Origin of the sequence: Autumnicola lenta, from assembly GCF_031846515.1 — a bacterium.
In the GTDB taxonomy this organism is placed as follows: Bacteria; Bacteroidota; Bacteroidia; order Flavobacteriales; family Flavobacteriaceae; genus Autumnicola; species Autumnicola lenta.
Window position 1 is genome coordinate 20,366 of sequence record NZ_JAVRHO010000010.1, and the last position, 14,021, is coordinate 34,386.

At 39.1% G+C, this 14,021-nt stretch carries 14 protein-coding genes; 2 read left to right on the plus strand and 12 right to left on the minus strand.

Annotated elements, in window-relative coordinates:
• Nucleotides 1–75 precede the first annotated feature (75 nt).
• Complete coding sequence (locus RM545_RS08420) at nucleotides 76–711, plus strand: lipid-A-disaccharide synthase N-terminal domain-containing protein (protein WP_311494879.1); 636 nt, start codon at nucleotides 76–78, stop codon at nucleotides 709–711.
• On the opposite strand, the gene RM545_RS08425 is transcribed toward RM545_RS08420, so the two are convergent.
• The 6 genes from RM545_RS08425 to RM545_RS08450 form a co-directional block, all read right to left on the minus strand.
• The gene (locus RM545_RS08425) at nucleotides 701–2,086 is read right to left on the minus strand and encodes an MptA/MptB family glycosyltransferase (RefSeq protein WP_311494880.1); all 1,386 of its coding nucleotides are present in this window, start codon (nucleotides 2,084–2,086) and stop codon (nucleotides 701–703) included. The two genes, RM545_RS08420 and RM545_RS08425, sit on opposite strands and share 11 nt — an antisense overlap.
• Before the next feature lie 44 nt (nucleotides 2,087–2,130).
• Nucleotides 2,131–3,600, minus strand: a complete 1,470-nt coding sequence (locus RM545_RS08430) for a cellulose synthase family protein (RefSeq protein WP_311494881.1) — start codon at nucleotides 3,598–3,600, stop codon at nucleotides 2,131–2,133.
• Entirely contained in the window at nucleotides 3,600–4,304 is a 705-nt protein-coding gene (locus tag RM545_RS08435) for a glycosyltransferase family 2 protein (RefSeq protein WP_311494882.1), read from the minus strand. Before RM545_RS08435 ends, RM545_RS08430 begins: the two co-directional genes overlap by 1 nt.
• 77 nt (nucleotides 4,305–4,381) lie before the next feature.
• Nucleotides 4,382–5,968, minus strand: a complete 1,587-nt coding sequence (locus tag RM545_RS08440) for a 4Fe-4S binding protein (RefSeq protein WP_311494883.1) — start codon at nucleotides 5,966–5,968, stop codon at nucleotides 4,382–4,384.
• Nucleotides 5,969–6,026: 58 nt separating this feature from the next.
• Complete coding sequence (locus tag RM545_RS08445; protein ID WP_311494884.1) at nucleotides 6,027–6,596, minus strand: transposase; 570 nt, start codon at nucleotides 6,594–6,596, stop codon at nucleotides 6,027–6,029.
• Between the two features lie 78 nt (nucleotides 6,597–6,674).
• Nucleotides 6,675–7,961 carry an NAD(P)/FAD-dependent oxidoreductase gene (locus tag RM545_RS08450; protein WP_311494885.1) on the minus strand — a complete coding sequence of 429 codons (1,287 nt, stop codon included), beginning with the start codon at nucleotides 7,959–7,961 and terminating at the stop codon, nucleotides 6,675–6,677.
• Between the two features lie 97 nt (nucleotides 7,962–8,058).
• Between RM545_RS08450 and RM545_RS08455 the strand changes: the two genes are divergently transcribed.
• On the plus strand, nucleotides 8,059–8,766 hold the full coding sequence (locus RM545_RS08455) for a DUF547 domain-containing protein (RefSeq protein ID WP_311494886.1): 708 nt from the start codon (nucleotides 8,059–8,061) through the stop codon (nucleotides 8,764–8,766).
• Between the two features lie 101 nt (nucleotides 8,767–8,867).
• Here the strand turns inward: RM545_RS08455 and RM545_RS08460 are convergent, their stop codons facing one another.
• From RM545_RS08460 to RM545_RS08485, 6 genes are all read right to left on the minus strand, one after another.
• Nucleotides 8,868–9,425: a transposase gene (locus tag RM545_RS08460; RefSeq protein WP_311494887.1), complete on the minus strand. Its 558-nt coding sequence runs from the start codon at nucleotides 9,423–9,425 to the stop codon at nucleotides 8,868–8,870.
• A 161-nt stretch (nucleotides 9,426–9,586) separates the two neighbouring features.
• On the minus strand, nucleotides 9,587–10,555 hold the full coding sequence (arsM, locus tag RM545_RS08465; RefSeq protein ID WP_311494888.1) for an arsenosugar biosynthesis arsenite methyltransferase ArsM: 969 nt from the start codon (nucleotides 10,553–10,555) through the stop codon (nucleotides 9,587–9,589).
• A 3-nt stretch (nucleotides 10,556–10,558) separates the two neighbouring features.
• Nucleotides 10,559–11,371, minus strand: a complete 813-nt coding sequence (locus tag RM545_RS08470; RefSeq protein ID WP_311494889.1) for a purine-nucleoside phosphorylase — start codon at nucleotides 11,369–11,371, stop codon at nucleotides 10,559–10,561.
• A 7-nt stretch (nucleotides 11,372–11,378) separates the two neighbouring features.
• Nucleotides 11,379–11,993, minus strand: coding sequence for a TIGR04282 family arsenosugar biosynthesis glycosyltransferase (locus RM545_RS08475; protein WP_311494890.1), 615 nt, complete (start codon nucleotides 11,991–11,993; stop codon nucleotides 11,379–11,381).
• 15 nt (nucleotides 11,994–12,008) lie between these two features.
• Nucleotides 12,009–13,064 carry an arsenosugar biosynthesis radical SAM (seleno)protein ArsS gene (gene arsS, locus RM545_RS08480; protein ID WP_311494891.1) on the minus strand — a complete coding sequence of 352 codons (1,056 nt, stop codon included), beginning with the start codon at nucleotides 13,062–13,064 and terminating at the stop codon, nucleotides 12,009–12,011.
• Between the two features lie 68 nt (nucleotides 13,065–13,132).
• A complete protein-coding gene (locus tag RM545_RS08485) occupies nucleotides 13,133–13,468 on the minus strand; it encodes an arsenosugar biosynthesis-associated peroxidase-like protein (RefSeq protein ID WP_311494892.1) in 336 nt (111 codons plus the stop codon).
• Between the last annotated feature and the right edge of the window lie 553 nt (nucleotides 13,469–14,021).

The following is a 14,021-nucleotide window of genomic DNA, read 5'->3' on the forward strand; positions in this document are numbered from 1 at the left end:
GCGGGTTCAGTTTATCTTTTTACCTAATATTGGCTGCACTACTGCCGTGTAAAATACAGGTATTTATATAAAAACATGAGTAACTGGATTATTTTTTCAATTGGTTTTCTGGCTCAGATGTTATTTTCTGCCAGGTTGATCACGCAATGGTTCCTGTCTGAAAAGTCTAAGAAAGTAGAAACACCTGTTCTTTTCTGGAAGCTTAGCCTTTTGGCTTCTGTTTTGCTTTTTGCATACGGCTATTTACGTGAAGATTTGGCCATTATGCTGGGCCAGTTTCTTATTTACGGTGTTTATTGGAGAAATTTACAGATCCAGGGAGAATGGAAGAACAGGAGTATATTTTTTAAGGCCTTTGTAGTCATCTTCCCTATCCTTATTTTAGCTTACATCATATTTTTTGGAAGGTTGAACTGGGAAGATCTCATAAAAGGCGAACGTCTCGCACCCTGGCTAATCGCACTGGGAATAATTGGACAGCTCGTATATACCGCCCGCTTTTTTTACCAGTGGTACTATGCCGAGAGAAACCAGGTATCTTCCCTGCCGCAGGGATTTTGGGTGTTGAGCTTAATAGGTTCTTCTCTTCTCCTTGCCTATGGAATATTCCGGTATGATCCTGTACTAATTTCTGCACATTTTTTTGGAGGCTTGATTTATATGCGGGATATCTACCTTTCCCGGAATACTGAAGTTGAGGTTAAGCCGTAGATTTTTTTCTCTGAAAAACCTCCCAAATAAGAACAGAAAAAACCACCAGATATTCAAGCCCTACCAGCCACAGATTTTCCTGAAATCCCGGATTGCTATATGCTGAATAACTTAACACCACAACAAGCGTCCAGGCCAATATATACCGATAATTGCCAAAAACAGATAGCAGCAGTGGCGTGGCAAGATACCAGGGATGAATGGTTGTACTTAGAAAAAAATAAGCAGAAACTCCAAACATCATAGTTGTTATCAGCATTTTGAAATTCTCATTTCTTCGGAAAAGGGCGAAACGTATTAAAATTGCAGTGGTAATTACCGGAAGAATTATTCCGGCATAACGAATAACATTAAAGCCGGCGAGTTTGATTCCAATCCACCGAAGCACATAGAAAACACTCGCGTTAAATTCAAATTTTTGGAACCAAAGCCCTATGCTCTGGAAAAAATTCTGAAAAAATTCTGAAGAAAAAAAAGGAAGAAAAGTAACCGCTGCTGTGGCTATGGAAATTAGGTAAAATCCGCTAAGTTTTTTAAGGTCGATCTTGTCCAAAAAAGAGCTATTTATTTTCTCAATTTCTTGTTTCAGTTTTTTGAAGTATTGCAGAAATAGCGGAAGAAAGAGCAGGGGCAAAAGCTTAATTGAAATAGAAACTCCGAGTAAAATAGCACCGGGAATCCATTTTCTAAGATGCAGGAGATAAAGTGACCAGATTAGAAAGAACAGCATTACGCCTTCAAAATGTAAATTTCCGGTAAGTTCTATAATAATAAACGGATTCAAAAGATACCAGAAAATCCTGTGGACCGGCAAATTCAGACTTAGCAAAAGTTTTCTTCCGAAGTAAAGCGTGCCCAGATCGGCGGCGATTATAAAGCTGCGCATTAGGACTACAGAGCCTAAGATACTCTTTCCGGAGAGCAAAGATGCGACGGCAAAAATGAGTTGATTGGCTGGTGGATAACTGGTGTAATTCCCTGAGCTAAGGCTGCCCATCCCGTTTATAAGATTTTGCTTAAATTCAATTCCGCCGGGAAAAATATTTTCAAAACCTTCAGGAGTTTGCAAATAAGGATTAATACCTTCAGCAACTAAGGTGCCGTCCCAGATAAATCGGTAATAATCCTGGGATAAATTAGGGAGAGCGGTTAAAAATATGAGCCTAAAGATTACAGCGGTGATGGCCAGGAACAAAAAATTCTGCTTTTCCAACTGGATCAGTTTAAAGCTGATAAAAAAGAGTCCGAAATAAAGGCTGATGAGCTTTATAAAATCTGTGCGGGCGAGGTCGTAAGCAAATGAAAAGTAAAAAACTATTCCTGTAAGAAGGAGCAGGAGTGAAAACTTATGGTATTTTAGAGATTGCAGGTCCATCTGGTTTTTTTCCAGACCTCACAGGTTTCCAAAACCTGTGAGGTCTATGGAATTTGTATCGATTTAAAAATCACAAACCCAAAGCCTGCGAAGAGCATTAAGTGAAAAATAAGTAGTCCGAAATCATTGAGTGCAAAAGCACTGTAAATAGCAAAACCAAAATAGAGAAACAGCAGGAACTCGATAATTAAATTTGCTGAAAATTTTTTCCTGATGTATTTATTGCTCTGGATTGTAGACTTAAGCGAATCGAGGTTAAACTTTGGAGTTCTTATAAAAGCTGATTTTTTCCCAAAATGACCTTCCAAAACGGCAATTGAGTTGTGCAAAGAGAATCCCATAGCAACAGAAAAGAAGGTTAAAAACATGCCTGTAAATTTGAAAAAGTTTTTAATTCCTCTTCCGTGGATTTTTGAATAGGCCACGTAATAACAAAAGAAGAAAATAACAGTGCTAACCGCAAAGAAAGCGATAACGTTAAAAAACCAGCTAAACTGCGGATTGCTATTTTTAATAAAAAGGACAGGAACACTTAATACGGCCAAAAAAAGAACGATCAGGAACATACTGGAATTCAATAAATGGAAAAATGCGTGGAATTTAGTTCTTCCCGAAACCGTTTTGCTTTTGAAAATTTTCCAGTAGTTTTTTCTGAAATTCTCTGCGGCACCTTTATTCCAACGGAATTGCTGGGATTTTGCTGCACTCATTACCACGGGGAGTTCGGCAGGGGTTTCAACTTCTTCAAGGTATTTGAATTTCCAGTTCTTAAGTTGCGCTCTGTAACTTAAATCCAGGTCTTCGGTAAGCGTGTCACCGCTCCAGTTTCCGGCTTCCAGGATGCAGCTCTTTCTCCAGATCCCCGCAGTTCCATTGAAATTAATAAAGTGTTTCCCAAAGTTTCGGCCGGTTTGTTCCAGAATAAAATGAAAATCGAGCGCAAATGCCTGAATTTTAGTAAGTATGGAATAGTCACGATTCAAATGACCCCAGCGGGTTTGGACCACTCCAATTTCGGGATCTGTAAAGTGCGGAACAGTTTTTAAAAGCCAGTCTTTCTTCGGCATAAAATCGGAATCAAAAATGGCGATAAATTCTCCTTTTGCGATTTCCAGTCCCTCTTTTAAAGCTCCGGCTTTAAATCCGGTACGGTTTGTACGGGTAATGTGCTTAATGTCGAGTCCGGATTTTTGCAGTTTTCGAACAATTTCAGCAGTTTTTGCCAAAGATTGGTCGGTAGAATCGTCCAGAACCTGGATTTCAAGTTTTTCGCGTGGATATTCAATTTCAGCTATATTCTTCAGAAGACGTTCTACAACGTACATTTCATTATAAAGGGGGAGTTGAATGGTCACAAACGGAATCTCCTCAGTATTGGAAAAATCAAATACTTCAGAATTTTCGTCGGTTTTTTTTGCTTTAAGGTAGTTCAGCAGTAACTGAAGCTGCGAAATGCTGTAAAAGAAAACGAGCAGCAGCGCCAGTGTATAAAGGATGATAATTGCCAAATCCATTACTTGAAGCTATATTTAAAAATCCAACTTAAAATTTTTACTCCTGCAAAGATAGCACCTTTCACGGTCCCTGAAACTTTTGAAATGCCAATGCGGTTTTTGTAGTGTACAGGAATTTCGGTATAAGAAAGGTTTTGGCGAAGTACCTTTAGCTGCATTTCTATGGTCCAGCCATAGGTTTTATCCTGCATGTTCAGAGCCAGGAGCTTATCATATTTTATTGCCCGGAATGGCCCAAGATCTGTGAATTTTGCATTGAAGAAAAGCTTCATTAGGGAGGTAGCGAGCCAGTTTCCGAAGATTTGCGGAAAAGTCATCGCACCTTTTTCACGCCACTTTTTGACTCGGGCACCAATAACGAAATCTATATCTTCTTCTATAATCGGTTGTACGATATTTGTCAATTCTGAGGGGTAGTCGCTGTAATCGCCATCCAGAAAAACCACAATATCGGGTTTCCTGAGCCTGTCGAAGGACTGTTTTTTAATATATTCCATACCTTTCAGACAGGCATGGCCGTAACCCTTCCTTTTTTCTGAAATTACAGTGGCCCCGGCGGCTTTTGCGTTCTTTTTGGTGTTATCTGTGGAGTTATTGCTAACTACAATAACCTCGTTTACAAATTCCGGCACCTCGGTGACTACTTTTCCTATAGAGGCTTCTTCGTTGTAGGCAGGAATAATAACTTTAATCAGGTGAGGCATCAAAAATGGCAATTTTCGGTATTATATATAAAAGAAGACGCTAAATTTTTCAGCAAATAAAAGGTTTTGCCTGCAAATTATTTGCTTTTTTGGTTAATCAAATCCATTAGGTCTACATCATTTCCTAGAAGAACTTCTTCAGAATTAATGCGGCCATCCTGAGGTCCGTTTTCAAGCTTTAATACTCCGCGTGGACAAACTGCAGAGCAAATTCCGCAGCCTACACAGCTGGAACGAACAATGTTTTCTCCTTTTTGAGCATAAGCCCTAACGTCTATTCCCATTTCGCAGTAAGTAGAGCAATTTCCGCAGGAAATACACTGTCCGCCGTTGGTAGTGATCCTGAAACGGGAAAATAACCGCTGCTGCATTCCTAAAACTGCCGCCATTGGGCAGCCAAAACGACACCAGACGCGATTGCCGAAAATGGGATAAAACCCCACACCAATAACCCCCGAGAAAACAGCGCCTATTAAAAATCCGTACCACTCGCGCAGTTGACCGCCATGGAAAAAGAAGATATTACTATTGCCGCTAAAATAATTGATGCTGATAATTGCCAAAATTACCATCAGAAAACCTACAGCGGCATATTTTGCATCTTTAGCCAGTTGATCCCTTTTAAAGATCATAATAAGTGCGAACAGAAGCGTAAGAAAACCTGCCGAACCCCAAAGAAAAACATCCCTGCTAAGCCAGGTTTCTGAAGGGTTTTCACTTAAAAAACTATACACGACCGCAATGGTCATTACTACAACAAACACAAGGACACTGTGGATGATCCAACGTTCAAACTTCCAGGACGCCAGGGATTTGTCTGAAAGGTGACGGTAAGGATCACCGGCTGTTTCTGCGAGCCCGCCACAGCCACAAACCCAGGAACAATACCAGCGTTTGCCATATTTGTAGGTAAGGATGGGGGTAATTATAAATACGGAAGCAACCCCGAAGAAAAGCATAAGTAGACCTACATTTCCTGCGGAAAAAAATCCTTCCAGCTTATAATCTGCAAAAAGATCGTAATTAAGCGGCCAGATGTTGGCCGGATTAAAATACGGCTGATTTAAGCGCATCAGGATTTCCGGAATTAGAAATGCAAAACCAAGCTGAAAGAACATCACAGAAAAGGTACGCAGTACTTCGTAGCGGTTGTGACGGTATTTCAGGATAAATTTATAGCCAAAGATGAGGATCGCGAGGGTGTAGAGCGTTCCGTAAACAAACCATTGGCTGGCGGGTTGGCCGCTAATTAGCTGACTTAAGGGATCAAAAAGAGCAACTATTCCTGTATTTTCACCGTCAGCATTTAATCCCAAATACTGCGGAAACCAGTAGAGCACGATGTAAAAAATAGTTAATCCCAGGCCGAGAACCCAGGCCCAGAGTCCGCGGGAAGTGAGCGGCTTAAACCAGAGTCCGTCGTTTTTTATTCCGGCGTGTTTGCCGAGATAAGCATCATTGGCAAAAATAATTGTGCCGGTTGCAATAAGCCCAATAGCTAAACTCAGAAAAAGGGTTTTGTTGGGGAAATTAACGTTGAAAACCGCCAGCAGGAGAATAAACAAACCGGTAAGCCCTATCCCCGAAGCCACTTTTTGGGTAGTGGAAATAGTTTCCGGCGGCTCTCCCGTGAGGGCCATATTGTGGTGTATTTTGTCGCTCATTGTTTTGATTTTGTGATGAGATCTCACAGGTCTCAAAGACCTGTGAGGTCTGGGTTCTTCATTCTATAAATATTTCTGCTTTTTGATCTAAAATTTCTGCTTTTCTTGAATAGTGAACGTCTTTAAAGTTTTCTTTATCATGAAATAGATTCAATACTTCTTTCCTTTGGAGTAAAGTCGGTTTTTCTGAAATAATGCTTTGAAAGGAAGAATGTTTATAAGTGCTGAAATCATCAGTGAAATTATGATGTTCAGGATTTAAATGAATATAAAGAATAAGTGTTATTAAGTAATCTTCACTTTCAATTTTCTTTCTTTGAAACCTATCCTTAAATAAGCTTCCATTTCTATTAGATGCTTTATTTATTGCCTTTGCGTACGCATTAAATAAATTGGATAATCCTTGTGAAATGCTGAGGTTATTATTGATATCCTTTGTTTTGATTAAAAGATGAAAATGATTTTTTAACAGGCAATAGCAGAAAATACTGGCAGTTGGAAGTAAGTGCTTTTTTAAAAGAAGGAGAAAGTAGTTATAGTTTTTTTCTTCTTTAAAAATATCTTCTCCATTATTACCACGGTTGTAAATATGGTAATACCTGTCTGCTATTAGGGGTTCGTATTTCATTTTTCTGTGATATAGACCTCACAGGTTTTTAAAACCTGTGAGGTCTGGACCTACTTCTTAAGCTATTAACTTTTTTTATTAAGTGTTTTCGAATTCCTTTCCAAAACTCCTGAAAATTTCCTTTTCATGACGGGTATAAAACTCCGGGTCGAAATTAGCCTCTTTAAGGTTAGCCAAGACATAGCCAATGCTCCTTTTTTCATTTAACCAGCGGTCAAAAACTTCATGACGCATCCTTATTCCGAAGGTATTTATCCCGAGAAACTGACTGGTTTCGGTGTCAAAAGCAATCGTAATTGCTTTCGTGTTGTCTTTATGTTGCCAGTGAAAATGCTGTTCGTTTTCTTTAGGTTCAGCCCAGACCCAACCGTAAGTTTGGTATTCAATATCAAAAAATTTTGCACTGTTAAACCAGTTTCCGGGATTATACTTCATCTTATTTCCGGTAAGGGTTTTTGCAAGCGTTTCGCCCATCATCCTACCGGTATACCAGACGGCTTCCACAGCTTTTCGCTGGCCAATGACTTCCCGTTGCTGCGCACAATCACCAATGGCGTAAACATGGGGAATGTTGGTTTCTAAATAATTATTTACTAAAATTCCTTTGTCTATTTCCAACGCTGTATCCCGCAAAAAGTCGATACTCGGTTTTACGCCGGTGCAAAGGCCTACAAGCTGACATTCAATTTCTTCCCCGCTTTTAGTGGTGACTGCTCGTACATGTCCATTTTCGTCCGGCAGGATTTTATCCAGTTCGGTTTTATGGCGCAAAGTTACTCCGTGGGATGCAATATGATCAGAAATCATTTTTGCATTGTTAGCAGGTAGGACGTTTCCCCAAAAAGCATTTTCACGGACTAAAATAGTCACTTCAATTTTCCTGGTGCGCAGCATTTCTGCCAGTTCAACAGCAATTAATCCGCCGCCTATAATGACCGCATGCTTGCATTGTGCTGAGTTTTTTTCGAGTAATTCAAGATCCTGTTTGGTTACCAATCCCTGCACGCCCTTCAGATTTTCTCCCTCCCAACCGTATTTGTTGTAGACAGAGCCGGTGGCAAGAACAAGTTTGTCATAGCGCAAAGAATTTCCAGAGGAAAACTGTAATTCTTTGGAATCGAAATCTACTTTCTCTACCCGGCCCGATTTTAAATTGATCCTGTTTTTCTCCCAAAACCAATCGGCGTAAGGCTCCAGATGCTCCCATTTCATATGCCCCATATAGACATACATAAGGGCCGTACGCGAAAAAAAATATTCGTTTTCGTCAGAAATAACGGTGATTTCCTTCTGAGAGTTCTTCCTTATATGTCTGGCTGCAGTTATCCCCGAAATTCCATTACCTATTATGACGATGTGCTCCATATTTTTTATAGTTTGAGGAGGTTTAAAGGATGGTTCGATTCTTGAAAGTATAAAAAATTAGACGCAAAAGTTCGAATAACCTTAATTTTAAGATTTGATGAAGCATTTAACCTTTTTGATCCTGCTGTTTTCCGCAGTTCTTTCAGCGCAAGATACATCCGAATTTTTTACAAAAGCCGACAATTTTTTTCAGAATTATGTGGAAGACGGCAAGGTGAAATACGGCGAAATTAAAGAAAATCCTGAAGACCTCCATCAGCTGCTCAACCTGGCAAAACGTTTTAAGGCCAATCCTGAAGAGGAGGAGGTCTATAAAGCTTTCTGGATCAATGCTTATAATCTTTCGGTGATTAACGGAATAGTAAAAGAATATCCGGTTAATTCTCCGCTGGAGATCGAAGGTTTTTTTGCTAAACAACCGCATAGCCTCGCATTACAATCTGTTACGCTGGATCAAATTGAACACGAATTGCTTTTTGGAAATTTTCCTTCAGAAGAACGTTTTCATTTTGCTTTGGTTTGTGCCGCAAAAAGTTGTCCGCCCTTAATTTCTGAAGCTTATAAGCCGGAAACCTTAGAGCAGCAACTTCAGGAGCAGACTATAAAAACTTTAAACGATCCCGCCTTTATTAAAGTAAGGGAAGGTGAAGTATTGCTTTCGGAAATTTTCAAGTGGTACAAAGAGGATTTTACAAAGGACGGAAAAAGCTTTATTCAGTACATAAATCAATTCCGGACAAGCAAAATTTCCGAAAGAAAGAATACCGGGTTTTATGAATATAACTGGGATTTGAATGATTTTTAAAATTGCAAAAGTTAATTCTGATTACCAATTGTATCAAGGTTGACTTACATGAATTTAAACCTGACAGGTTTCGAAAACCTGTCAGGTTTGACTACGGTTAGTTACTCAAAAGTAATTGCTTTTAATACCTCATTATTTATCGTTTTGGAATTGCGATGAACAAACTCAAAGTTACTTTTATTGTCAAACAAATTCATGACTTCTGCTCTTGCCAAAGAAGTTACTTTAACGCTTAAAAGAGATGAAAAAGAAGAATAAGGATAATCCTGAAAATCATCAATTAGATTATGTGCTTCAGGATTGAGGTGAATGTAGACTATTAGGTGTTTCAGATAATCTTCATTTGTTACTCTTTTTCGTTTGAATGGTCGCTGAAAGAGACTTCCGGTTCTGTTATACTTTTTATTTAAGGCTTTTGTATATGCATTGAAAAGGTTCGAAAAGTTCTTTGATGGATGTTGAGCTTCTTCTTTAATTCTCACCAGAATATGAAAGTGATTTGTGAGCAGGCAGTAGGAATAAACATCCGCAGCAGGTATAATGTGCTTTTTTAAAAGTTTTAGAAAATGAGAATAGTTTTCTTTTTCAAGAAAAACATCCTGTTTATCATTTCCCCTATTGTAGATGTGGTAGAAGAAATCATTTTCGAGTTTATCCATTTAGCTTCATAATTTTGTGATCATTACAATTGTAATTTAAATAAAAATCGTTTATACAACACATTATTTTGATATTCAGATGTTTAAACCTGACAGGTTTCGAAAACCTGTCAGGTTTGAGGTGCTAATCAAAAACTAAATAGGTCTAAAGAATAAAAAACCTAACAACAACCTCCGCCATCATAATGGAAGGTAGATTCGCTGATAAAAATATCATTCCTGTTTAAATCTGCCAGTGCTGCCGCTGTCTTGTCACAAACCGCCAGGGGCTGATTTTGTAACAAAACATGGCCTTTTTTGTCATCAAGGTAATCCTCGTCTCCGTAATAAATTGCAGCTTTACCAGTAAAAACACAAGGTCCGTCTTCTGGCATAGGGTCTTTAATAGCAGCCACTTCAACAGATTCTATATAAATTAACTCCTCTGTAGGATAATGTTTAGGATCGAGAATGCGATAAGGTTTTCTTGCACGTATTTCTATAGTCCCGAAGCCAACATCTGTCAGCGCTTTTATATACTCTTTAAGCGGAAGTGAGCCGCTAAGGCATAAAGCCCTCAAACGTTCGTCATTCCGCAGTTCGTCATTCATAGGCTGTTCACAGGAAGGATCGCTCATTACCAATCTGCCATGCGGTTTTAGCACACGGTACATTTCTTCCAGCGCTTTTTTGAGATCTTCGGTTTTAAAAATATTGAAGAGACAATTTTGGGCGGCAACGTCTATAGAATTGTCCGCCACTGGTAAATCCAGCGCATCACCCTTTTTCAGTTCTACAAAATCACTTTTAAACCAATTATTCTGAAGTTCGGCTTCTTTGAAATTTTTCCGGGAAGCCTCAAGCATTTCATCTACAGAATCTACTCCAATAACACCGTCATTTTTTCTAGAAAAATAGGCGAATTGAAGCAGTTCCATTCCACCGCCAACACCAACATACAAAATCTTTGGGTTGTTGGAAAGATCACGGGGATTAACCGTACTGCCACAGCCGTAATTCATCTCCTGCATGATCTTCGGGATTTTTAATCCGGGTAGTTCCCAAATGGGATTTGTAGTGCAACATAGCCCAACATCTGGAGTAAGTGCAGCATCGCGGTACACATTTCGGGTGGTTTCCAGGTAACTCATTTCTTATAAATCTTTTATTACTTCCCTAAAAAGGCTAATCATGTTAGGTTCGGCTTTTTCGGCCATAGCAATGATATCCTGGATGTTCACCGGCTCCAGGTTGTCGGGATCTCCTTCATCTGTAATTACAGAAACCGCCGAAACCGGAATTTTAAGGTGATTTGCCACAATAACCTCAGGAACGGTGCTCATCCCCACGGCATCTGCACCAATAATTTTCAGGTAGCGATATTCTGCTTTCGTTTCAAGTTGCGGTCCAAGCACCGAGGCATAAACACCTTTGTGCAGGGTAATATTGTTCTTTTTAGCCGCTTCTTCTAAAGCTTTGTTCATCACGGGATCGTAAGGCTGGCTCATATCTACAAACCTTTCTCCCAAATGCTCCACACCGTAAAAGGCGAGGGGAGAACCACCCAAAAGGTTAAGATGATCTTCAATAAGCATAATTTCACCTTTTTTAAAGTCAAGGTTTATAGATCCCGCAGCGTTAGAAACCAATAATTTCTGAATACCCAAATGCTTCATTACCCTCACAGGATAAGTCACGTCCTGCAGCGTATAACCTTCGTATAAATGGAAACGCCCCTGCATGACCACTACTTTTTTTCCTTCCAGGCTTCCGTAGATAAGTTTTCCTTTGTGAAATTCTACCGTCGCAGTAGGGAAATAGGGAATGTGGTTGTAGCTCACTTCGGCTTCTATTTCAATTTCCTCAATTAATTTTCCCAGGCCTGTGCCCAGGATAATTCCTACTTCCGGAGCAGCAAATCCGCGGGAAATAAGAAAGTCTGTAGATTCTTTAATTTGTTTTATCATAATGCTGTTATTTCAGAAATTGCTGAAAAGCCGGATGATCTTTAATATCCTCGAAAGTATCGACATCATTCCTGGACTTAAGCAATTTTACCTGATGGTCTTGTAGATTTTTTAATGTGTCCTGAAGAACAGAACTTGTTCCCCATTTTTTTTCTGAAAACAAACTGCAATTTAAAGATTTCATCCCTAAAAAATAATACCCGCCATCTTGTGCGGGACCTATTACATACTCATTCTTCTGAAGTTCAAAGAAAGCTTCTTCCAAATCTTTTTGCTGAATGTCGAACAAATCACTACCGATAATTGCAATTTTTCGATATCCATCCTGAAAGCCTTCTTCAAAAGCATTTTCCATGCGCTCACCTAAAGAACTGCCTTTTTGAAGCTTTTTCTCAAAAAAAGAAGTCTCCCAAACGTCATTTTGTTGAATTTCTTCAGAATAATAGACTCTTTTGGTGATTTTTAGCTCTTTTGTAACCGAAATTGTGTGCTTCAGAAGAAATTTATAGATTTCCAGAGCAATTTTGTCGCCGGTGTCCTTTGCCAGCCGGGTTTTTACCTTTCCCAGCTCAGGATTTCGGGTGAAAATGAGGAGTAAGCTATCTTTTGAATCTTTCTGCATCTAAAATTGCCATTTTTAGGCCACTGTTCCCTGGCAACTGCTCCCTGCCCCGGCCGTACAACCGTAACAATGCTGGGAAATTAGAATTTCTCTGTTGTTAAGCAAGTCTTCGTTATAATCGCTGATGTGCTTCACTTTACTGTTCACCTTTAAATCAAGCATTTGGTTAAAATCGCAGTCATAGAGCCAGCCATCCCAACTGATTGAAATGGTATTGGTGCACATTACATTTTCTACAGCTGCAGGATTGTAGGCTTCCACCAGGGCATACATATAATCTTCATAATTTTCTGAAGCTATTAAAAACTCCAGGAACCGGCTTATTGGCAGATTGGTAATAGCAAAGAGGCTATTAAAGTCAATATCGAAATCCTTTTTAAGGGCAGATTTGAAATCCCGTTCCATCGCCTGCTGATTTGTAGGTAAAAATGCTCCGGAAGGATTATACACAAGGTCTAACTTTAAGCCTGTACCTTCTTGGGCATAACCAACCTTGTTGAGCATTTGCAAAGCTTTTATCGATTTGTCAAAAACTCCGCTGCCGCGTTGTTTGTCGGTTTTCTCCTTTTTATAGAAGGGCAGGGAAGAGATCACATGTACGTTATACTTTTTAAAGAATTCCGGTAAATCGTGATACTTTTTGTTTGCAAGGATAATTGTAAGGTTGGAACGCACGATAAAATCCTTAATTCCGGCTTTTGACGCTTCTTTCACGAACCAGCGAAAATTAGGGTTCATTTCGGGAGCGCCACCAGTTAAATCCAATGTATGTGCCCCGGTTGTTTTAATTACTTCCAGGCATTGCTGCATTGTGTCTACAGTCATAATCTCCTTACGATCTGGCCCCGCATCTACATGGCAATGCGAACAAACCTGATTACACATATACCCCAGATTAAGCTGAAGGATTTCCAGCTTTTTGGGTTTTAAAGGAAGTTGATTGGTTTCTGCAATTTTATCTTTAAACCGCGGAAGTTCACCGTCGCTAAAAATTCCGTTGTTGAGGAATTCCTGTTGTTTTGAAGGACTGGAAAGGTCGTTTTCTCTGGCTTTTAGTGATTTTAAAGGCATACGGGAATAGTCAATAAATTGAAAAAAGTTGGGTGCTGTTGCTTTTAGACGAATAACTTCAGAAGAAATTACATGCTGAGTTTCTTATACTTATTCATCATTTGTACGCCATGTACAAGGGTGGCCCCACTTTCTATCGCAGCTCCTGCATGTACGGCTTCCATCATTTCTTCTTTGGTGATTCCGCGTTGCAGCCCGTCTTTAGTATAAGCGTCTATACAATATGGACACTTAACCACATGGGAGACGGCAAGGGCTATAAGTGATTTTTCCCGGGCGGTAAGCGCGCCTTCTTCAAAAACTTTTCCGTAGTAGTCAAAGAATTTAGATCCCAGTTCTTCGCTCCATTCTGTAATTTCCCCAAATTTTCTTAAATCTGCAGGATCGTAATAATTATTAGCCATAATTCCTTTTTTTGCAATAAAGGTAAGGGATTATATGCAGCTCTCCGAAAACGCAAAAGAAAAGGATATTGAAATTTTTATTATTTCAGCAAAAAGATTCGCTCTTGATCATGATTCTTACATTTCAGAAAAAATGGAGCGCGATCGATTTTTGAGCTAATGCTTTTAGAATTCCAGCTTAACTGAAATAAATAAGAAGAGTTGAAGAAAAGTTTCGGCTTAGCTAAGAAGAGCCACTATAAACTAATGACTTTATAAAAAATGCAGAAAAGACTTCGAAAAAGCCGGAATCATTAAAAAGATTTCTCTTTCTTTTTTTTAAATGTCTTAATCATTTTCCTGATAAGGATATAGGAAACGACCAGGACAACTACTATTTCCAGTCCCAGTAATACGTAAACCAATGTCATAGATGGTATTTTAAGAAACAGAAGAACATAATCCGCCGCTATTTTAAAAAATAAAGATCACTTTTTTGATTAGATCCTATTACTGTTATTCGAACTAATCTTAATTCATATGTTACTTTCAGTAAAAAATTTAGGTTGCGTGA